Source organism: Steroidobacteraceae bacterium, from assembly GCA_041395505.1.
Taxonomy (GTDB): Bacteria; Pseudomonadota; Gammaproteobacteria; order Steroidobacterales; family Steroidobacteraceae; genus JAWLAG01.
This window is the reverse complement of sequence record JAWLAG010000001.1, coordinates 1,300,785-1,323,227: the sequence shown is the minus strand read 5'-3', so window position 1 is coordinate 1,323,227 and position 22,443 is coordinate 1,300,785. Positions and strand designations below refer to the sequence as shown.

At 53.3% G+C, this 22,443-nt stretch carries 14 protein-coding genes; all 14 read right to left on the bottom strand.

Annotated features, from left to right (window positions below; genetic code table 11):
* Positions 1–14: 14 nt before the first annotated feature.
* Entirely contained in the window at positions 15–1,439 is a 1,425-nt protein-coding gene (locus tag R3E77_06035; GenBank protein MEZ5498972.1) for a mannose-1-phosphate guanylyltransferase/mannose-6-phosphate isomerase, read from the bottom strand.
* A 30-nt stretch (positions 1,440–1,469) separates the two neighbouring features.
* Positions 1,470–2,810 (bottom strand): UDP-glucose/GDP-mannose dehydrogenase family protein, encoded by a 1,341-nt coding sequence (locus tag R3E77_06030; protein ID MEZ5498971.1) that lies wholly within the window; start codon positions 2,808–2,810, stop codon positions 1,470–1,472.
* A gap of 12 nt (positions 2,811–2,822) precedes the next feature.
* Entirely contained in the window at positions 2,823–3,908 is a 1,086-nt protein-coding gene (locus R3E77_06025; protein ID MEZ5498970.1) for a hypothetical protein, read from the bottom strand.
* Between the two features lie 172 nt (positions 3,909–4,080).
* A complete protein-coding gene (locus R3E77_06020; GenBank protein MEZ5498969.1) occupies positions 4,081–5,337 on the bottom strand; it encodes a glycosyltransferase family 4 protein in 1,257 nt (418 codons plus the stop codon).
* Positions 5,337–6,842, bottom strand: coding sequence for an alginate lyase family protein (locus tag R3E77_06015; GenBank protein ID MEZ5498968.1), 1,506 nt, complete (start codon positions 6,840–6,842; stop codon positions 5,337–5,339). Before R3E77_06015 ends, R3E77_06020 begins: the two co-directional genes overlap by 1 nt.
* A gap of 154 nt (positions 6,843–6,996) precedes the next feature.
* Positions 6,997–9,123, bottom strand: a complete 2,127-nt coding sequence (locus tag R3E77_06010; protein ID MEZ5498967.1) for a bi-domain-containing oxidoreductase — start codon at positions 9,121–9,123, stop codon at positions 6,997–6,999.
* 53 nt (positions 9,124–9,176) lie between these two features.
* Positions 9,177–10,418 (bottom strand): Gfo/Idh/MocA family oxidoreductase, encoded by a 1,242-nt coding sequence (locus tag R3E77_06005; protein MEZ5498966.1) that lies wholly within the window; start codon positions 10,416–10,418, stop codon positions 9,177–9,179.
* Positions 10,379–11,608, bottom strand: a complete 1,230-nt coding sequence (locus R3E77_06000; GenBank protein ID MEZ5498965.1) for a hypothetical protein — start codon at positions 11,606–11,608, stop codon at positions 10,379–10,381. Before R3E77_06000 ends, R3E77_06005 begins: the two co-directional genes overlap by 40 nt.
* A 53-nt stretch (positions 11,609–11,661) precedes the next feature.
* Complete coding sequence (locus tag R3E77_05995) at positions 11,662–12,867, bottom strand: hypothetical protein (protein MEZ5498964.1); 1,206 nt, start codon at positions 12,865–12,867, stop codon at positions 11,662–11,664.
* A gap of 125 nt (positions 12,868–12,992) precedes the next feature.
* Complete coding sequence (locus R3E77_05990; GenBank protein ID MEZ5498963.1) at positions 12,993–14,177, bottom strand: oligosaccharide repeat unit polymerase; 1,185 nt, start codon at positions 14,175–14,177, stop codon at positions 12,993–12,995.
* Positions 14,178–14,395: 218 nt separating this feature from the next.
* Positions 14,396–16,318 carry a heparinase II/III family protein gene (locus R3E77_05985; GenBank protein MEZ5498962.1) on the bottom strand — a complete coding sequence of 641 codons (1,923 nt, stop codon included), beginning with the start codon at positions 16,316–16,318 and terminating at the stop codon, positions 14,396–14,398.
* A gap of 167 nt (positions 16,319–16,485) precedes the next feature.
* Positions 16,486–18,480, bottom strand: a complete 1,995-nt coding sequence (gene asnB, locus R3E77_05980; GenBank protein MEZ5498961.1) for an asparagine synthase (glutamine-hydrolyzing) — start codon at positions 18,478–18,480, stop codon at positions 16,486–16,488.
* 64 nt (positions 18,481–18,544) lie between these two features.
* On the bottom strand, positions 18,545–19,456 hold the full coding sequence (locus tag R3E77_05975) for a hypothetical protein (GenBank protein MEZ5498960.1): 912 nt from the start codon (positions 19,454–19,456) through the stop codon (positions 18,545–18,547).
* Between the two features lie 68 nt (positions 19,457–19,524).
* A complete protein-coding gene (locus tag R3E77_05970) occupies positions 19,525–22,443 on the bottom strand; it encodes an SLBB domain-containing protein (GenBank protein ID MEZ5498959.1) in 2,919 nt (972 codons plus the stop codon).

The window sequence follows — 22,443 nt, the reverse complement described above, 5'->3', positions numbered from 1 at the left end:
GGGTGTCGGCACGACTACTTGTTCGATCCCTCGCGCCCGTAGACGTCTTCGAAGCGGACGATGTCGTCCTCACCGAGATAACTGCCCGACTGCACTTCGATCATCTGCAAGGTTATTTTGCCGGGATTCTCGATGCGATGCCGGGTCCCGACGGGAATATACGTGGATTGGTTTTCCTCGAGCAGGAAGACCTCGTCGCCGCGGGTAATGCGCGCCGTACCGGTCACGACGATCCAGTGTTCCGCACGGTGATGGTGCAACTGCAGCGACATCGATGCGCCGGGTTTGACGGTCAGTCGCTTCACCTGGAAGCGATCGCCCGCGTCGATGCTGTCGTAGCTGCCCCAGGGACGGAAGACTTCACGATGGAGCGAATGCTCGTAGCGGCCGCTTTTCTTGATGCGTGCGACCAGTTGTTTCACATCCTGGACGCGATCTCGCGGCGCAACGAGCACGGCGTCCTTGGTTTCGATGACCACGTGATCCTTGAGGCCGACCGCCGCCACAAGGCGGCTGCTCGAATAAAGATAATTGCCGGCGCTGTCCTCGGCGATGACGTCGCCCTTGGTGACATTGCCCGCACCATCCTGTGGCACCGCGTCGTGCAGGGAGGCCCAGGAACCGACATCGCTCCAGCCCGCATCGAGCGGGATGACCACGGCGTCACTGGTCTTTTCCATGACGGCGTAGTCGATGGAATCGCTGCGGCAACTGGCGAAGGATTCGGGGTCGATGCGCGTGAAGTCGAGGTCGCGTGCCGCCCGCTGAAAGGCTTGCTGGCAGGCGGCAGCGATATCCGGTGCCTGTGCGCGCAGCTCCTCGAGATAGCGCCGCGCGGCGAACATGAACATGCCGCTGTTCCAGTAATAGCTACCATCGTCCACGAATGCCTGCGCGCGCGCGCGATCGGGTTTCTCGACGAATTCGGCGATCTTGAAGACTGGCTCGTGTCCTTCGCCGCGGCGGATATAGCCGTAGCCGGTTTCCGGATGCGTGGGCACGATGCCGAAAGTCGCGAGCTTGCCTTCCATCACGGCGGGGAGCGCTGCGTGCACGGCGGCCTGAAATGCGGCCACGTTGCGCACGACATGATCGGCTGGCAGCACCAGGAGCGCGACGTCATCCTTGCGCGAGGCGAGCGCGGCGCAGGCGGCGAGTGCGATCGCAGGCGCGGTGTTGCGGCCGACCGGCTCGAGCACGATCGCGACGGGCTGGATGTCGATGGCACGCAGCTGCTCGGCCACCATGAAACGGTGCGCCTCGTTGCACACGACGATGGGCGCGGTGACGCTGGCAAGCCCGGCGACTCGGCCCGCCGTCTCCTGCAACATTGTGCGCTCACTCGTCAGCGGCAGCAGTTGCTTGGGATGGAGTTCGCGCGAAAGCGGCCAAAGCCTGGTGCCCGCGCCGCCCGAGAGAATGACCGGAATGATTTGCATCGCCAGACCTTTGTTGTCGTTGGACGCCGGTCAGTCGAGCTGGACGCGGTCCCCTCGCCCGATGGCGTAGTACCTGAACCCGAGCCGGGTCAGAAAGGCCGGATCGTACAGGTTTCGGCCGTCAAAAATCACCGGATTTTTCAAGGACTTGCGAATCAGATCAAAGTCTGGGGAGCGGAACTCCTGCCATTCGGTCATGATCGCCAGGGCGTCGGCGCCCGCCAGGGCCTCTTTGGCAGACTTTACAAGGGTCAAATCCGGGCGTTTTCCATAGATACGGGTGGTTTCCCCTAACGCAACCGGATCATAGGCTCTGACGGCGGCTCCGGCCGCCCAGAGCCGTTCCATCAGGATGCGGCTCGGTGCCTCGCGCATGTCGTCCGTTTTGGGTTTGAACGCCAGTCCCCAAATGGCGACAGTGATGCCTCTCAGGGATTCCCCGAAGTGGGCGGCGATCTTGCGAAACAGCAATTCTTTTTGCTCCTGGTTACGCGCCTGGACGGCGTCCAGGATGTGCGGCGTGAAACCTGCGCCCTGCGCAGTGCGTTGCAGCGCCTGGACATCCTTGGGGAAGCAGGATCCACCATAGCCTGCGCCCGGATAGATGAACTGGTAGCCGATACGAGGATCCGAGCCGATGCCAAGGCGCACGGACTCGATGTCCGCGCCGAGGCGCTCGGCGATATTGGCCATCTCGTTCATGAAGCTGATCTTGGTGGCCAGCATGGCATTTGCCGCGTATTTGGTGAGCTCCGCCGAGCGGATGTCCATGACGATGAGGCGATCACGGCTGCGGGTGAAGGGATCGTAAAGCGCACGCAGCAGTTCGGTCGTGCGTGGGTTGTCGGTGCCCACCACGACCCGATCGGGCCGCATGAAGTCCTCGACCGCCGCGCCCTCTTTGAGAAACTCGGGATTCGAGACGACATCGAATTCGATCGATTCGCCGCGCTTGGCCAACACCCCGGCAATTTCCGCCTTGACCTTGTCGGCCGTTCCCACGGGCACAGTCGACTTGTCCATGACGATGCGATATTCGCTCATGTGCGTGCCGATGGTCCGGGCGACCTCGAGTACATACTTCAGATCTGCCGAGCCATCTTCGTCGGGTGGCGTGCCCACGGCGATGAGCTGAAAGAGGCCGTGCCCGACGCCCAGCTTCGCGTCGGTAGTGAAGTTGAGCCTGCCCGCCTCGCGATTGCGCTCGATGACGTTTTCGAGCCCGGGTTCGTAGATCGGCACCTCACCGGCATTGAGTCGCTCGATTTTCTTGGCGTCGACGTCGACGCACAGGACATCGTTGCCTGCATCGGCCAAACAGGCCCCTGTTACCAGGCCGACGTAGCCTGAGCCGAAGATGGTTACGCGCATTCAACCACGCGCTTATGCACCCTCTGTGCGTTCCTCGAAATCTCGACGTAGACTCTTCGGAATCAGCCGCGTCAGAATTTCAGCATGACACATCAACCAGGCGACCAAAAACCCCATGATCAAAAACAAAGTGAAAGATTGCTGATCGCTAACTCCGAGGTAATGGAGGGACACGCCAATCAAACCGAAGAGAATGGACAACCCAATAGCAACAAAAAAAATTGCGCGAACTCCTATTCCGGCTCGCAACATTTGATGATGGAAGTGAAATGTATCAGGACGAAATGGAGAAACGCCTCTCACGATCCTGCGCACTGTACTTGCCACCACTTCATAAATTGGGAGGGCAACAATCCATAGAACAATTATTGGTCGCACGGCGCCTGTCGCGTGCTGCGAAACCGACAAGGACATCCACGCGACAGAAAACCCCAACAACGTGCTGCCTGAATCCCCCATAAAACACAACCACGGGCGATTGAATCGAAATGGAACGTTGAAAATAAGGAACGCCATGATCGCACCGATAATAATGAGCGCCGCTCCAGCAAGCTCAAGCATACCGGTTCCAAAAGCCAAATACGCCAAAAACGCCATCGCCACGATCGCAATTGCTCCCGCGAGACCGTCTATACCGTCAAGCATGTTAAACGCATTGATTCCACCGACCATCAAAATGACAGTCGTCGCATACGAGGCGAAACCACTCAACGCAATTATTTTTTCCGAAAACGGTGCGCCCAGAGTCTGCACGAAAAGATTCGTTGGTAGAACAAACAGCACTACAGCGAGAATCTGCACCGGCAAGCGAAACCACGGCGAAATTTCGAATCGATCATCGACGAGGCCGAGTATCACCAAAATCCCCAAAGCCCCCAGAAATATACTTACCGAAGATGTTTGCGGCTCAAACAGGCTCATGCAAGTAGCGATGCCCAGATACATTCCAATTCCACCAACGATGGGAATCCGACCTTTATGAGTTTTTCGGCCACCGGGGTTGTCAACCAAATCGACCGCAACCGCCAAAGGTCGCAATGCCGCAATTGTAAGCGTAGACAGGACAAAAGCGAGCAACGCTAAGTAAATGTCTCGCACGGTGATACGTCCATGGTAGATACTTTTAGCTCGTGCAAATTCGACCAATCTGGCTCATGAGCTACACGGCCCATCCATTAAGCGAGCGCAGCACGACGTCCTTGATATCGAAAAATCCATAAAATCGTAGAATTATAGATATCCTTATTTCCGTCCGACAAGTAGCCGCCCTTCATGGTCTCAACTGCTTGTTTTCCCGATCTGTCACAACAACGTCACTGAGTATTCGCAGCATCTTTGCTGCGAGACTCGAGCGATCATATTTTAATGCTGCGCGCAATGCGTATTTCCGGCAAGTCTCAAGGGCAACTGGGTCGCTCAGATAATACTGAATTTGGTCCACAAGGTCGACTGCGCTGCCGGGCCTGAAGACGGCGCCAATCCTTTCGCGCAAAACGATATCCGCGGCTTCACCCGCCAGGCCGAGTAGAACCGGAATTCCCATGCCCATCGATTCAAAAAGTTTGGACGGCAGGACTGTCCGAAATAGTGGATGATCTTTAAGGTGGATCACAGCGACATCCAAAATTGACCAGTACTTCGCTATGTCGCATTTCGGTACGGTGCGCAAAAGCAGGACATTACTGAGCTGCATCCGCTCGGCCATTTCCAAAAGATTCTGTCTCTCCGCCCCGTCGCCAACGAACAAGAAAAATACATTTTTCAACTCGTCTCGTTCACTTGCGACTTTTGCCGCCTCCAATATGGTTGTAAGGCCATGCGCCATGCCGTGTGTACCAATGTACCCAACTATGAATTTTTCGGATAGGCGCAACTGCCCCAACAGGTCGCGATCTTTCGGCCTTTCACCAAACTGACTCAAATCAACACCATTAGTGACAACGGATATCTTGTCGGGCGAAACACCCCGCGCACTCAACGCATCTTTGAAAGAATGAGTTACCGAAACGATTCGTCGCGCACGCTTGTATAGGAATAACTCGACGCTCTCTAGGAAACGGAGTGTCAGGCCATCTCTGATTGCACCGACAGCCTTAATTGATTCGGGCCAAAGATCGCGGAGCTCAAACACAAAAGGTTTGCGCTTCACGGCCGAGATCAACCAAGCGCCGCATACAACGAAAAATTGCGGTGATGTACCAATAATAATGTCCGGCCGGCGAACAAATACCCCAGCCAGGAATCCCGTAATCATGAAACTAAGATAATCCAAAGTTCGCCGTACAAAACCGGAATTGCTTGTAATGTACGACCAAACTCGTATGACTTTTATCCCTTCTATCAGTTCCTTTTGCCAGGGCCAGTTACGATATCCGTTGAAAATACGTCCGGCCGGAAAATTGGGCACGCAAGTAACAACGACGACACTGTGACCCGCCGATGCCCAGTCCTTGCAATGCTCAAATGTTCGGCTCGCGGGCGCATTCACCTCGGGCACGAAGTTATCGCTCAAGAAAAGGATTTTCATCAACCGCACCAGTTCCATTCCGATATTGCTTGTCCTCCCGTCAGTTCGACAATCAACACCGCTATCTCCTGTACTTCGCCGAAGCGTTGAGCGTACGTCGTCGTCTCGACCTTTGCATATCCACAGTGAATCCGCACGCAAGCGACAGCTTGGCCCACGTTGTCGACAATGCAAAATCTGTCGATCTTACCGTTGATCGTCAATCCAGGCGCCAACAAAAATCTTGCTCGCGCCGCGTATCTCTTAACGGAAACATGGTCGATAACTTTCAGCGCGCATTCAGTAAGCCTCCATGTTCTTGTGTGTATGGGTCGACCCCGCAAATACGAATATCCATCATGGCTGCAGATAACTTGACTCGTCTCAACGCGTCGATCGAATGGATAGGCACGCCTGCCGACGCGAAAAGCTGACCAAACCTCAGATGAATCAAGCCCGTCAAGCTCCAAAGTGCTGTGCTGCGACGTCGATCGTTCGCGGGACCGCACATTTCCCACCTCGTAGCGGGACGTGCCGCCGTTGACGATCAATTTTCTACCATGCAAAGACAATTCAAACGACAACGTATCGGCGTGCGCATGCCCCGGCAGATAGTCTGGCCCTACTGCAGCAGTATCAATAAGGGCCACAGCAGGTCCGCGACTGAGACGCACATATCCACTATGGTTCAGAAATACGCAGGGTCTCTGCAATTCACCATCTGATACGACTCCGAGCCGACTTGCGTATGAGACGATTTCATCGAGCTGCGGCGCCACTCCCTCCGCGCAATCATTAAACAATCCGAGCGTACCGTCCGGGTGGCTCAAAGCGCGCAACCAGAAGATCGTGCGTGGAATGATCACCGCAAGGCGCGTTCTTAATTGTTGCAAGCCATTTACTCGATCGTCTGCTGCAATACACAGATTCAATAGATCGAGCAAATCTTCGCAGAACAGTGCGTGATACATTGGACTGAGCTCGAAATGTCCACCATCGGCCAATACCTGTTCATCCAATTGCTTCGCAAGTATACGGATTCCGGTTTCTCGCCAACGTTCTGCCTCGCTGCCCGAAAAATAGGTCCCTGCAAAAATCAAAGCCTTGGCATTGCATAGTAGGTGGTTCCCCATTAAGTGCCACTCGATCCTTCTCGTCAGATGCCGTACCTGCACTGCCAGTGACTGATTCGCGCATGCATCCAGTGGTACACCGCCAAATGCCCATTTGATCCAGTTAACGATACGGATCGACGTTGGATAAGGGTCCCAACCGGTTCCGCGGGCTGGCGGGTTGCCGTTTATCCATCGCTCAACCCAGGTCTTTTGCAAATCCGTTCGCAAAGACGTCCCCGCCGCGTTCAGATCATCAAAATAATGCAGGTTGTACCGCCAAAGCTTCGGAATACATGGATTGTCCCATCCAACTCGACCGATATCACGAGTACTCTGTAGGAACCTTGCATGCGTGTCATCTAGAAACGACCTGTCCCGTCGCGCTGGAACGCGCCAGACATTCGGTTGCATGCGAACTTGCGGCGCCTTACTCGTAATTGATGCAGACGGTCGCGGTATTTTTCGAAGGAAACGCCAAATTATTTGCCGAACCCGCAAATAGCGAACGGTGCGGAGAAAACGGCCAATTGAACCGCACGACGGCCGGTCCGCACGTCGCATATATTCATTCTGCGATTTGTGCCTGCAGCTCAATACTGATCCGTGAAACTTCGAGTAGCTCCCCAACTCTTATGGGCGATTCAAGACCGTGGCGGACAGCATTCATGAACGCCTTCGCGCATGAGACCTGCCCTTTGTCTTGGCGCCACGCCTTGATTTGAGACCGCCCCCCGAAACCGTACAGATTCAGTCGTCGGAAATTTTCTAACTGACAAACTCTCCCACCGATGAAAATCTCGACTCGCTCCTTTGGGACGGCCCGATGGCCATTCGAAAAATAATTAATAGTGCCCAGTGATTTATCGGCAAAGTGCAATTGGATTGCAAATGTATCGCGATGCTCGCTGCCCATTGATTGAACATCACCTGCTACAATTGGTTGATCGACGAGAAATCGCATTAGGTCGATGAAATGGCATGCCTCGCCTACCAATCGGCCACCGCCTATCGCACTATCACGAGTCCAGTGCTCCCCCGCAAGTGATCCGGCATTGACTGTCATGACAATTGCTTTCGGCGAAGTCATATCCACCAGTCGCCGCTTGATCTCAACTATCTGCGGAGCGAAACGTCGATTGAACCCTACCATTAGGATACCTGTCGATCTTTGTTCGGCAAGCGCAACTTGCTCAAGCTGCTCCAGGGAAATGCATAGCGGCTTTTCGACGAAGACGTTCTTGCCCGCATTCAACGCGGCACATGTAAGCTCGGCGTGACTGTCGTGTCGGGTCGCAATCACGACCGACGAAATAGTATGATCATTCAGTATATCTTCTGAAATAGCCGTTGCTCGCTCGATTCCAAACCGACGCGCAAGCAATCCGGCATTCGCCCCGCCTCGAGAACCAATTGCCGCCAACTCGGCGCTGGCCATTTTGAACGCTGGAATAAGTATCGATGCAGCATAGTTGCCGGCGCCAATTATCCCTACCGCACCTCTTTCCCTTTGCTGATCGCGGATCTCACGAGGTTTACCGATCAATTTTTGAATCGGCTTGACAGCAACGTCAGAGAGAAGTGGCGCCGAATCAAACTGCAGAAGAACGCCCAGAGCCGGTTCGTCGCTTGCAATCAAATTATATGCCTCTGGAGCTCTATCGATCTCAAACCTGCTCGAAACGAGTTGCGATACACATAGGGAACCACTGGACATTAGGTCCAACACTGCCTCGAAATTTCTCTGTTCTGTCCAACGAACTAGTCCGTATGGATAATCGTGGCCTTGCTCCTCATACGTGATGTCATATCTACCAGGTCCATAGGAGCAAGAAACTTGAAAGGACAGTTCCTTTTCGTAAAAGTCATCTCGAGAAAGTTGCGTACCTGCGACACCCACCAAAACAATTCGGCCCCGCTTACGCAGCATCTTGGCGGACTGCGCAATTGGCTCGCTACTTTTTGTCGCCAGCGTTAGTAACGCCGCATCGACGCCGCGATCACGCGAAAACTCAATTGCAGCTTGAATCGGATCTTGGACTGACGAAAGATCGATAACCGTGCAGCCCATAGATTGAGCCAAGCGCAGTCGATCTTGATTGAAATCCAGGCCGAGTACACGACAACCATTTGCCCGCAGGATTTGAACGGCCATCAACCCAATGAGGCCCAACCCAAATACAACAATATTTTCGCCTAACGTCGGACTGATTAACCGAATGCCTTGAAGCGCAATCGCCCCGAGCACCGCAAATGGCGCCTCATCGAATGCAACATTGCCCGGCAGTTTCGCGCACAAATTGCTCGGCACACACGCAAATTCCGCGTGGCGACCATTAGACACAACGCGATCTCCGACGGAGTAACCGCGAACATTCTTGCCGACCGCAACCACTTCACCCGAATTGCAATAGCCAAGAGGCATTGGCTGAGACAGCTTCGCGTCGACGGCGCGCATCGTTGCGAGCACGCCGTCCGTCTTTATCTTCGCTATGACTTGAGCCGCCTTTTCGGGCTGCTGCCTGACTTTCTCGACCAGACTAGCCTTTCCGAATTCAACCAACATGCGCTCTGTGCCAGATGAAATCAGAGAATACTTTGTACGAATCAGAATCTTGCCGGGTTCTACATTTGGCGTTGGCACCTCCAAAACATACGTCGATCCGGTTTTCAGATCTTGAAAAACTTGTTTCATTGAATCACCAAATCGGCGAGCTCGAACCCATCGGCAGAACAATAAACCATCTCTTACTTGAGAACTGACTCACTATACTCATCTATTGTCACCTCCCGACCCGTCTCCAACGCCGTCTTGGCTCCGAGAAAATAGTCTGACGTCTCCCAAACGTCTGCAATCGAAGCGAATTTTTCAACGCAGGGGTTAGGTATGGTGCAATCAAATGTTCCAACAATTGATTCCTTGTGCCCATGATTTCTATTGATCAATCGAAAACGTGACGTTTTTTCCTTTTCATAAATTGTCATGCTATGAAAATCGTCCATATAAGCTATTACGTCACCGCAATGCACTGACAGTCGCTCGCGCACACCTTCGAATGTGTGTCCCATGGCCGAAAAAGTTATTGAGGACACACTTCCATCGGCGAACACCGATACTAACGCCAGATTTGAATCCGACGCACTACCTCTTCCCGGAATCAGCCGGATTGGATAACGACGATTTCGTGACACCATCCGAAGTGTAAAATCGGTCCAGTGACATAAGTTGCCGAGAATTCTTCCACCTTCCGATTCACTGAAATACCAATGGTTCTCTGGCAGTTCGTGGCCCGCTACGAACCAATTGATCACTGATAGACTGTTCTGTTGGCGAAGCGCCGAGTTCAATTTTCTCGCAAACGGAGACAAGGGGCGATTAAAACCCATTCTCACCAGCCCGTTGTTCTGCCGAATTGCATTGCAAAGCCGCCGCAATTGATCGTGATTCACCACAGGGGGTTTCTCGATGTGAACAGCTTTACCCGCTTGCAGCGCGCTAATTGCATACTCCGCGTGGGACGCGTGGTTGGACGCGATATACAGGAGCTGGATTTGTGGATCGTCAATTACGCGCTGAGCACTATCGGTGCCGTAGTGGGCACTGTAACGGTGCGCGAGCGAAACCGCGCGAGACTTGTGAATGTCCATGCATCCACGGATTACTTCGCCTCGGCACTTGCATAAATAGTATGCAATTGTCGAGTATGCGAAATTGCCGCACCCAAGTATTCCAACGACTTGCGTCTTCCGTGCGGGTACCGTTGAATGCGCAAGATCCTTGGGCTGCCCTGCATTACGCATGTGATATTGCGCACGAATCTTGCTGACCGTCCTGCCAAGGCCGTACAGACGTACATACCTGAGCGCCTTTCGAATTTTGTACCAAATCGTGTGACGGGTGTAATCCATATTTACCTGATTGCCAACTGTTCGGTAGCCAAGGGACTTATTTATAAACCACTGTGCGGGCGCCACTTCATTGCCGACCATTCATCGATTATCGACGACATCGCTTCGTCCCAATACCGAAATTTCATTTCCCGCAAACGGTGCACTCTCTCCTTCAACGCCGAGCGGTTCTCGGCCAACTCCCTCAGCAACGACGCCAAACTATCGGCGTCGGAATAGGGCACCGTGAAACACGCGTTTGCTTCAACAAACGGCTTTAGTGTGACAATCTCGCTATTGGACACAAATGCAGTTCCGGTAGCCCAACAGTCGGTCCACTTTTGAGATTCGGCCAACCTGTTTATCTCTAAAGCCGGATCATAAAATATGTATGCCAAATCGGCTCTGAAGTACGCCGCCAATGCGTCAACATTCGAAAGCATGCCTAAATAATCAACATACTCACGCCCCAACAATATTTCTGCGTCGGTACAACTCGGTCGCCCAGCAACAATTACTTCGACCTGTATTGACTGACTTTCGAGAACTTCGATCGCCCGCAAAAGCGTAGCGATGCCGCGGGTTTGGGATAGCCAACCGTTCAAATAAATCGTAAACCGTCCGTTTTTTGCTCTACTGTACGCGCTTGCAATATTTTGCGCTTCACGCACGGCAGACCAGCTCGGAGTGTTCGTTACGATTCGCAAATTTGAATCATTCCAACGCCAGCGCCGCCCAGACGGGTTCACGTGTAACTCCGCACGCGCCGCCACCCAGCACTCTAGTTTGATGAGCAGCTTCTTGATTACCGGAGGCCATGCATAGCTCATGGAAACATTATCTATATTGTCGAACAACAGCGATGCCCTTGGCGCTAAAAGACATGCGATTGGCAACGCCGAGTCAAAGCCAACAGCAAAGTACCGTACCTCAGTCCGGCATTGTGCGGCTCGTACAAACACGCGGAGCATCCAGACCAGGTAACGGATTACAGCATTGCTATTTCGCCAGCTCGCGTTCATCAGGTTTTTCACGACGTAATCATCTGGCGCGCTTCCGTGATCGTCACCGAATTTCCAAATCTCGAACGACAACCCCTTCTCTCGAAGCAATTCACATAACTTTCGAATACGCGGGCGTTCATTTAGTGTCATTTGTTGAACGACAATTACAACTGGTCTGCCAACGGCTTTGCTATTTTCTCGAGATTCCTTTGGATTTTTTGGACTCATAAGTATTGGATCTGCGCACATCGCTTCAATTGGAGCACCAAGCCTAATAGAGTCCATCACCGACTAATTGGCACCCGCAAAGGCCATCGTTGTCTGAATTTGTTGCCGTGCGGTCACGATTGACAATCGCGCTGCAAATTATCTGGAACCCTTAATAGAGCCATCTTCAATGCGGGGATCGAAATGCCAAACATCAGAATGCCTCCGAGCACGAGTAGCGATGGCATATTGCGCAATGGGCCAGGACAATATGAAAGTACAGTGATGCAAAGTGCCGCGATAAGATAAGTGACTGCTTCCATCCACCGAGCCGTAGTGACCTTATAAAGATTGACAAAAGCCATACCTGAAAAAAAGATGACGCCTGCAAGGATAGTTGAACGAATCTCGACTATTTGCTCTGCGGAATCGATCTTGAATATATATGCAGTTGCTTCCGGCAAGACTCCAAGCGCGAGGACCGCCAACACCAGAGCCCAAGCGAATATCTCAATTGCAAGAGATCGTACGGTACTTGCACGTGTCCGTGTCGCACTCAACATCCGTGCAAACCGAGTCCAAGACGTGTAAAAAATCAATCCAAACGTGCCGACTACTGTAAGAGCAACGCCAATTACCCCGAGTTCTGTTCCGCTATACATCTCAGCAGCAAGAATCCGTGGCAACGATACGATCAACGCACTGCAAATTGAGGCCAAAGCGAGCCATCGAGCGGAATTCAGGAGCGTCCTGATTCGCGAAATGCTCACTTGAGTAATGGTCTTTGGCCTTACGTAGCCCCTAGACAAATAAATCGCCCCCACCACACATACAAACGCCGAAGTGGCCAGGCTCGCGCCTAGATAGTCCGCGGCATAGAAATGAGTGATTGCGCCAACAATTCCAATTGCCAATAACTTCGCTACGTGCGCAAATGCGTATTTTTTCCAAGCCGCACTGACTCCAAAGACGACCACGTCGAATCCAAATACCAAATCAATAACACCATCAGCGCATCGCATCAGAGCAACCGCAAGTGCAATCGACCATGCAATATCCAACCACTGAAGCGCAACCAAGCATGAGACACAAGCAATACAAAGAAAGCCAAAGCGCAGCACGAAATATTCCGTACAAAACGCTTTCGTTTCCGGCTTCACCATGATATTTGCCTGTAGCGCCCAGTGTGACACTGCAAAAACAGCAGCACTCATACCCACTGATACCGCAATCTTGCCTGCCACAGCGACGCTGTCCGAACGCGAGTAAATAATTGTGATCACTACATAGGTAAGCGCCGCCGCCGTTTGGCCGAGCACGCCGAGCGTGTGAAGTGCCATGAAATTGCGGATCGTCGCGCCTATCCCGCCAACGTGCTCAGTCCGCATCGACTCGACCCGGACTACCCAAGATACGGGCGTTGGATGATCTTCTTACGTGTCGTATCATCTCCGCAATTCCAAAATCACCTGACCAACTTTATTGGCGTTGGGTTTTCTCCGGTAGTTAAACTTGGTAATACGCTGGTTGGCCGCCTCACCAGACACAATCTAGGCCTCGAGAATCTTGCGACAACGAAAAGCGTCGCGGACACCAGGAATGGACCGTACAGCAGAAACCCGAACGGCGACAACACCATTAGCATTGTCGTGGAAATCCATAAGCCGCAAATTTCCGCGATCTCCGACTTAATGCGCTGCGTATTGACCCAATGATTGAACAGCGCGACGCTAAATCCGAGGGCCAACGCCACAGGACAACAAAGAGCCCATCCAAAATTATAAAATACATCGATCCACAGGCCGAGCACCGAATTCCCACGTGCCCCCCCGCCAAGCTCAGCATGCAGTTCATTTGAAAGACCTTCTTGTGTACCGGGCATCACCGACGCCAGATCAGACACCCAGCCGGCACCTGGGAACGTCGCGCCACGCAACCATACTCCTGCGCTATCGATATTTTCCTCCGGCAAGCGAGTGACAATCCGGTCTAACAGCAAAACACCAACTGTTGAATCGTCATAGCCACGAGATGCAAACGAACGAGTGACAAGGATGAAAGCGGTTGATATCACGAAAAGACTGACTACAACGAGCGCAAAAATTGCTTTTGTACTAACCACTCTATTTCTATTCGCGCCTATCGCGGCGTATGACATTCCCAAAGCAAACAGAACAAGAGGCCCGCGTTGTCCACTTGCCAGCAGCAGCGGCACCACAGTTGCGAGCACAATAGCGCTAGTCAGCAAGAATGTTGCTGTTTTGCGCCGAATCGTAAATAGAAGAATCAACGCAACAAGAGGAAGCAGTATGTCTCGCAGTTGTTTCACGTAGCCTGGCGCCAGCCACCCTTGATCCCCGGTCGAATAATGAAGTCGTTGTTCCAGTACCGCTTGGCCGTCGCCATTACCCATCGCGAACGACAATAGAGAAGCCAATAGTGAACCTAAACCGGCGAGGTAAACCGAATATGCAACCGACAAAGCCACTAGTAGAAATAAGCACCACTTCTTGAAGACTGAGAACTGTTGATGACCATTGGCGATCACGATGGTCGGCTGCGATTTCAGTTTCAAATTGAATCGCAACGAGCAGATAAAATAGCCCGCACAATACACGCCAAACATTAGCAGACACGCTGCGTATATCATTTCAAGAGCAGGACTGGCAGACCGTATCGCTAGAACAGCGAGGCCGGTTAAATACGCAAACGAAGTCAAAAGGACCGCTCCCCCAGGCGTCGGGCGAATTGCCGCCAATATTAGCTCTCGCCAGCAAACGACTATTCCAGTCAGAGTGACAATCACACAGATACCACCGAGGAATGTCACGTTTTCTCACCTCCCATTCGCTAGCACGCTTGCGAATACTATTTGTGCAATGCGGCCTGTATTCTCGATTCAAGCGTAATAATCTTGCTAGCACTGGTTGAGATACGCACAAGATGCGATTCATGTGCTGCTCCATACTCAGGGCATACATAGTCTCTGCGTACGCTAAGGCTCGAATTCGCATCAGCAATCTCAATTCGTGCAGTAGCGTGCCGTAACCGAAATTGAACCGCCCTTGCCTCTACGCCGTCGAGTTGCCACCGCGGATCGATTTGAAAGCTTGCTGCTATTTGTGTTTGGTCATGTACCGGGGCCCAAACCGTGTCCACTATGGAAAAACGAACTTGACACAGCTCTTCAATCAACGTTGCTACTTGCCTTGTATGTCGAAAGGCCGCCTTTTTTCCTCCGTAGCAGCAAATCGTGCCTTCAAACATGAACTTGTTTTTTTCCTCGAGGGCGCACCGCTCGCACGTTGCCGTAACGGACCGAACGGTGCTCATTACAGATCCCCGCACAATCGGAGCCTGCTCCAGCTCGTCAACAACCACGGTCGAGTGCCGACTTGTAAGCAAATCCGCCTTGTGCAACCCCGACAGGCCGGTATAACTAAAAGTACCTGGATCAACGACAAAGGGCACACCAAACAACTCTACAAACACTGAAAGTTGATCATTATGGTCATGGCTTCCGCGACCATCAAGGCCGCTCGAACCGCATCTGACTACAAGCGCGCACCCCTCGGTTCTGAAAACGAAAAACCCGCCATCTGAATACGCTGCAACACGACGTTCCGGCGAGGCGTCATTTGGCACCCGCACATTTGCCAGCTGTGGCTCCTTAGAATCGACATTCGCGCCAAACAGCCATAGCTCCTCTTCGAATCGATGACACGCACTCGACGGCATGTCCGCCAAAAGTCGCCGGCAAATTGCAAGCAAAGGTCCAGCGTTATTTCCTGCGACATCTGACAAACGCAGAAGATTGCCACTATCAGCATCCCCGATAATCGGATACTCGCCATTAGAATTGCAAATGTCACTCAAGAAGCGGGAGGCTTTGGCAAAGCAAGTAGCCAATTTCTCGGGGACTCCATAACCATTTCTTTTCTCGCAAAGCAGAAAAATCGCAAGTCCTTCCAAAACGAAACGGTGATAGCCCGACGCGTTCTCAACGTGCACCCCATCATCGTGAAATTGATTGAGCGCAACGTCTATGAATAATTCAATATCTCGCACCGTTTGCGCGTCCGATCGACCATGCAACACAGTTCCCAACAGCGCCAACCCAAGCCAATCAAAGAAATAATGATTGCCGTTCTTATCGCTGATCTCCAGATTGAATTTGATGTGTCTGTAATGTTGAGATAACAATTTGCGTATCCAGCGACATTCGTTCTTGGTTAGTGCTCCATCAAACAGATTCGCAGCAACGGCAACGTTAATTGCTCTAATAGCGACCTCCATCGAACAAGCCCAATTCACCCCAAAACCGTGAGGATTTGAAATTAACCAGTGCCTGAGAGTCCGCCAAAAATATTCTATGTAACAATCCTTGCCGCTATGAACCCATGCCTGCCCGTACCAGACAAGAAATTGCAACCGACTTAGCTCCCATGGACGCTTGACGTCGCATCGATCATGCGGACGTACGGTGTCGACAAATTTGTGGAAACGCGAGGTCCAAGTTGTCCGCGTGAATGTGTCTGTATGCCAGGATTCAAATACCGGCAGTGCGATCTTGCCCCAGCCCAGGAAGTTGATTTCACCAGCCCAGGCCTTATCTGCTCGATTCAGAGCATCTTGTTTGAAGCCATTCGAATCGAGCCGCCTATCATTTCTGGCAGCAATTTTTTCCAGGTCTCTGGCATGCCATAGAAACGCAAATGTCCGATCAGTTCCGGACCGTGAGCCAAGCGTGGGTGTCGCGAATTTCGGCGGCGGAAAGATTCGAAGAAACAATCGATCGTAATAAGCAAGGGGCAAGAGCATAAGTCCCGATAGTCGCATCAGGGCTATGTAAAGACTTTGCGATATCCCTGCCTCGATAATGCGTCGTCTGTAGCGAACGCATTTGGCCAATATCCTACTCAGCCAAGCGGTAGATTTTGTCATCACTCATGATCATTCTAGCCAATCCAATGCGCTTCCCATTCCACCAGATTGAAAAGCGTCCAAATTTTTGCCGCTAGATCCGTACCGCGCCGATGTGCATCAAACAGGCCCTTGATGTAGGGAGAATTCAGATAGCCATTCGAGATCAATCGGCTCGAATTAATGCGTGATTCAGCGTATCGTCCAAATTCTCCTCGCAACCATTTATCCATGGGCGCTTGGAAGCCACTTTTTTTTGCCGCTAAAGTTTCAGTTGGAAGCAAATTGGTCAGAGCTTGTTTTAGCAAGTACTTCGATTCGCCGTAGCCGACTCTTTGGGAATCACAAAGATTCATCGTGAATTCCACAAGTCTGTGATCCAGAAATGGCACCCTTGCTTCCACTGATGTCGACATTGTCACCTTATCTACACGCATCAACAATAACTCTGGTAGTCGTAATTTGAGCTCGTTGTAGGCTAATCGAGCAAAAAACCCGCCATTGAAGTTTGACCGGCCATAGACCGCGTAGATATCTCTAACGACGTCATAGGTATCCGGAGATAATGCGTTGTTCGCAGAGAAATCACTCAGATTTAGTTGTGACTTCTGAGCGCGTATGCGATCTATCAATGCGTCGGTGACCAATCTTGATTTTTGCGAGTTCAAAAATACTGACGCGCCACCCCAGAACAACTCTTGACCTAATGCAGCACGCCGCAGGAACTCCACGTGCTGGTCAAACGAAGAACCGCATTTTGACACCACATCGCTGCCGCGCAATAGCGCTCGCTTGAGCCATTTTGGCGCTACGGCCAACGCGCGAAAAAAATAACGATAGACTTTTTCATACGTGAAGTAATGCTGATAACCGACAAACTGCTCGTCTGACCCCTCTCCGACATGCACCACTTTGACGCCACTGTCGCGTGCCAGCTTTGACACGAAATACAACGGAATACACACCCAATCCGCTATTGGTTCATCTTGTGTTTTGGTTAGCGCACCCAGGTAATTCATCATATCGACGCTGTCAATAACGACTTCATGGTGCTGCGTCGCGAATCGCTCGGCAATTCGGTGCGCTGGTACTAATTCATTATTCTCTTGATAATCGCTGTAGCCCACCGTAAACGTTTGGATTGGTTCGTGCGACTGGCTAGCGAGTGTCGCTACAATAGCGCTGGAATCAACCCCACCGGACAGGAATACACCCTGCTTCGCATCGGAGTCCGAACGGTCGGCGACAGCATCGGTGAATTTCTGTCTGACATGCTCGACCAATTCATTTTTCTTGAGCTTCGTGTGCTTACAATCTTGTCCAAACCGCGAACCGATAGGCACCGCGTCCCAGTAGCGTAGGATCTTGCTTAGACCCATGGAATTGATTGACATATGGAACCCTGCCGGCAGCTTGTGGACTCCTTCGAACATCGTCAGAGGCGCTGGGACAGACATGAACGTCAAATAATGGTTCAGAGCTGCGGCATTCAAATTGGTGCTGACGTTGTCGCGCGCAAGTATTGCCCTTATTTCTGATGCAAATAAAACACCGCCAGGCACGAAGGCGAAGTAAAGGGGTTTTACACCGATTCGATCTCGGATCAGATGAAGTGTATTTTCCGTCTGACTCCAGAGTGCAATTGCGAAGTCACCTGACAATCTCTGAACCAAACCGTTGAGCCCCCACTGCTCATACCCATGCACGATTACCTCGGTATCAGAATGATCGGTTACGAATCGGTGGCCGAACCCAACTAACTCAGTACGCAGCTTGGAGTGATTGTAGATCTCGCCGTTAAAAGATACCCATACTGACTTGTCTTCATTGCTCATCGGTTGTGCAGCGGCGTGAGTCAGATCGACGATTGCCAATCGCCTATGAACGAGGCCAATATTGCGATCCGGCCCGATCCACAACCCGTCGCCGTCTGGACCCCGGTGCACTAGAGATTTTGACATGGCGGTCAACCCCCTTTCGTTGACCTGTCCCGAATTTCCAAAACGCAATTCACCGCCAATTCCGCACATAGGCCACACTCCATGGCACCTCCGATTAGAAGGCACCAATAACCGAACGGAAGAATCTTGATGATTACAGACTTGCTTCTTCTTGAGACCGCTGCCGTGGCGTCAACTGAGTCAGCAACCAGACAAACGCGCCTAAGGCACCTGACAGAAACGATAACAGGGCAATCAACACACGCTTTGGTTGAGAGCGCTCTTTTGGAATCTCTGCTGCATCAACGATCCGATACGCATATTGATCGCTTCCTGCGGCAAACATGACTTTTTGAAGCTCCGATTCCAATACTCGCCCCATCGACTGCTGCAAAGATACTATGGTTTCCGTCTTCAGCTTTTCTCGCAAATAACCGATATTCCGAGTTGACTCGTCAAGGGCACGTTGTCGCATCTCGGCATTAATTTGGCGTGCCATTCCGTTGGCCCAATTGGCGGCCTCTATCGGGTCTTTCCAACTGACTGCGACTGTGATCAAGCCGGTTTTCGTGCTCACATCGATTTGCACGAGATTGTCTGTGAATTCGTCCACTGCGTCTCGAATATCGGGTTGCCGTCTCGACCAGAAATGCGGAAACCAATTGGCTGCGGTATTTATAGGCTCCACAAGTGAGCGTGATTCAATAAAACGAGCCGCAAAACCTCTGGACCGCAGTACGGCTAACGGTTCTTCGCTCCGAGTAGAGCCGAGCTTCAACCCCGCCAAACTGGCAAGTCCACCAAGCTCGCCTAATTGGCCACCAATCTGTACGCCCCCTTGGCTCTCATTCGGGAGCAAAGTTAGTTCGCTGCGATACATGACAGGCGCGACGAGCGAATAAAGGATACCGATTGAAGTAGCGAGGATCACAATCAAAGCGCAGTGAATTCTCTTCTCAGAAACGATCGAAAGAAATTCTCCAAACAACTCATGCGCGTTTGTTACTGTATCCGGTTGCACCAGATATACAACGCGACGAATCGGTGGTTTGTCAGAGTCCGCCACGTACACCGCCATTGGCTACTTTCGACCCGCATGCGCGACCAAAATTGCTTTCAAACCAGTATGTCATGCTAGAACGTCTTCACCGCTGCCGCGGCAATAGCAATGTTATATAGAATCTGCGTGACAGCGGTCCAGAACGGAAGCCGCGGAATGCGTTCCGTGTCAAGCGGCACGACGACTGTATCTCCCGGTCGAATGTCGATATTACTCGCGCGCCTGAACCAGCCACTGGAATTGCGGCCCACCACGCTGCCATCAGCGCGCACAACGTAGATCCTGCCGCGGTCGGCCTTGCGCGTTGTCCCGCCACTCAACGCGATGTAGTCGTCACGCTCGAGATCCGGTCGGTAAAAATGCGACGTTGCGTTTTGCACTTCTCCCAGCACGGTGACTTCCTGGCGACGCTTCGGAATCATTAACCGGTCGCCGCTGCGAAGCACAATATCTCCGACACCACCGACCGGGCCGGTGAGCACGCGATTGACATCGATGACGAGCCGGCCGACGGCTTTGGTCGACTGCAGCTGCGCCAGAAGCGACTGGCCAACACTGAGTGCCGTGCCGGCCTGTGCCTGGTTGGCGGCAGCACCTTGCAGCGCCAGTGTCGCGAGATCGCCCTGCAATCGCTGTCCCAGCTGATCGAGTTGCTTCTGTTCGCGCTCGCGCAGTTCTTCGCGCGTGAAAACAGCACCTTCCGGGAACGCGAGCTGCGTCAATCCACCCGCACGCTCGAGTATCGAGCGCAAGGTCTCGCCTCTGCGAATCGAATAGCGCCCTGGAAAGCGAACCTCGCCTTCGACTGCAACTTCCTCCTTGACACCCCACTCCGGCACTTCCTTGACGATCAGGCTGTCAAAGGCCTGCAACTCCAGGTTGGCCGTATTATCGCCGCGCAGCGCTGCCTCGAGATTGATATCTCGCAGTTCCGCAGTCTGACCGTCGCTGCCGTTCACCTCGTATCGCGTGAGTTCCGCCTCGCCAACGTAAGCCGAATCCTCGAGGCCGCCGCCGGCGCGAACGAGATCTGCGATGCGCATGCCGGGTTCCAGCGGATACTCGCCGGGCACTTTGACGCGGCCTGTGACGCGAACAATTTCGGTCGGCTGGCTAGCCTGCGACTGTAATCTGAGTTCATCTAGGAGCGGTCGGATCACTCTCGCGCGACCCAACTCGAAATCGAAAACCGTGATCTCGTCACGTGGCTGGAGGGGGATGTCCTTCTCGGACCCCGGCGACCGCATGGCGGCCTCGAGATCCGCAGAGAATACTGCTATTCGTCGGTCAGGCGGCAACTCGCGCCGAATAAGGACGTAGTGCAGGTCCGCTCCCGGCCGAAGCTCGTCGATCGTTGGAATGACATCGCTGATGCGAAGGTCGGGCCGCCAAGCATGTACACCAGGTCGATGCAAGTGCCCGCGTGTGACCACACCCTCATCGATCTGGGGTCGCAGACGATTGACCCGCAGAATATCGCCATTACTTGCCGTGGTGTTGCGCGCTGCGGCCGTCGTAAGGTCGACATCCATAACCACACGTCGCCGCTCGGCATCGACGCGTGTCAGCGAGACATGTGTAGCGTCGGCATCGACAGTGAACCCGCCCGCCAGTGCGATGACATCGGCAAGTGCTGTCTGGCCCTTGAGCTCGTAAATTGCGGGGCGCTTGACTTCGCCATCCAAAGCGACCGTCGCGCCGACCGGCGGAATGAATATCGCATCGCCAGGCAGGAGCTTCGCATCATTGGCGGTATCGCCGCGCAACAATAAATCGTATAGATCGAGGCGGCGCACGATGGCGCCTTGGCGCTTGAGTTGAATATCGCGCATTGAACCGATTTCAGTAATTCCACCGGCGGCAACCAATGCGGTCGTGACTGTCGCCAGGCCGCTCACTGTGTAGGAACCAGGATTGCGCGCCTCGCCGAGTACAAACACGCGGATGCCACGCGATTCGCCGATCGATACGCTGGCATTGACACCAATCATCTGCTTGGCGACTCGAGACTCGATTGTGCTCTTGACAGCCGAGAAGCGCTGACCACCGACCCGAATCGGACCGAGCTCGGGGAAACTGATGCGCCCGTCGCGGCCGACGACCAGCGCAAGATTGCGGTTCTCATTGCCATAGAGCTGGACATCGATGCGATCGCCCGCCCCCACGACATAGTCTGCGGGCACGGGTGCCTCGGCCGCCGGCGCAAATGCCGATCCGCCCTTATTGAAAAGCTCGTAACCATAAGGGCGCAGGCCTCTCGCACCCGTGCGCTTGAGCGGCAGAAAGGTCAGTCGCACCTCGAGTTGCGCAAGTTCGGGCACCGCCTGCAGGCGCTTCGTCGCCTGCTCCTCGTTGAGACCGGACAGTTGGATACCGTCGACCGGAAATCCGGGCAACAGCAAGCGACCTTCGGAATCGAGGACATAGGGATTGCGGCTGCGCAAGAGCTCGATGAGCTTGGCCAGCTTGTCACGCTCCGTTACCGTAAGTGTCGTTTCGACAACGTTTCGTTGTGTGTCCGCTCTCTGCATGGATTGCGCATCGCCCGCTCCAGGCGGCCCGGCCGAATTTGGCACTTGAGCGCCAACGGTCGGCGCGGGCTGTAGTCTCGTGAGACGCCCCGGGAAATCGACCTCGAGCAGAACGGTATCGCCCGGCTTCAGCGACGGAATCAACAACGCCCGCAGCTGATCGGGGCTCATTCGTCGCAAGGCCTGATCAAGATCGGGCGGCGTCACAGCACCCGATTGAGCCGACGAGCCCGCGGGCGTAGCAGAGGACGTGCCGCCTGCGCCCAACTCACGCATGATCGCTTCGCGTTGCTCGGGCGTGAGGTTTCGAAGCAGCTCGAGCTGTGCGTCGCTCGGCAACGCGCTTTGGGCGATGGTCGCTGTGGATGGCAGGACCATCAACGCACCGGCCAGCAGAACCGGCAGGTATCTCCCCGCGAGCCAACGCCATACTCTTCGCCCGGGCATGCCGCGTACTGACAT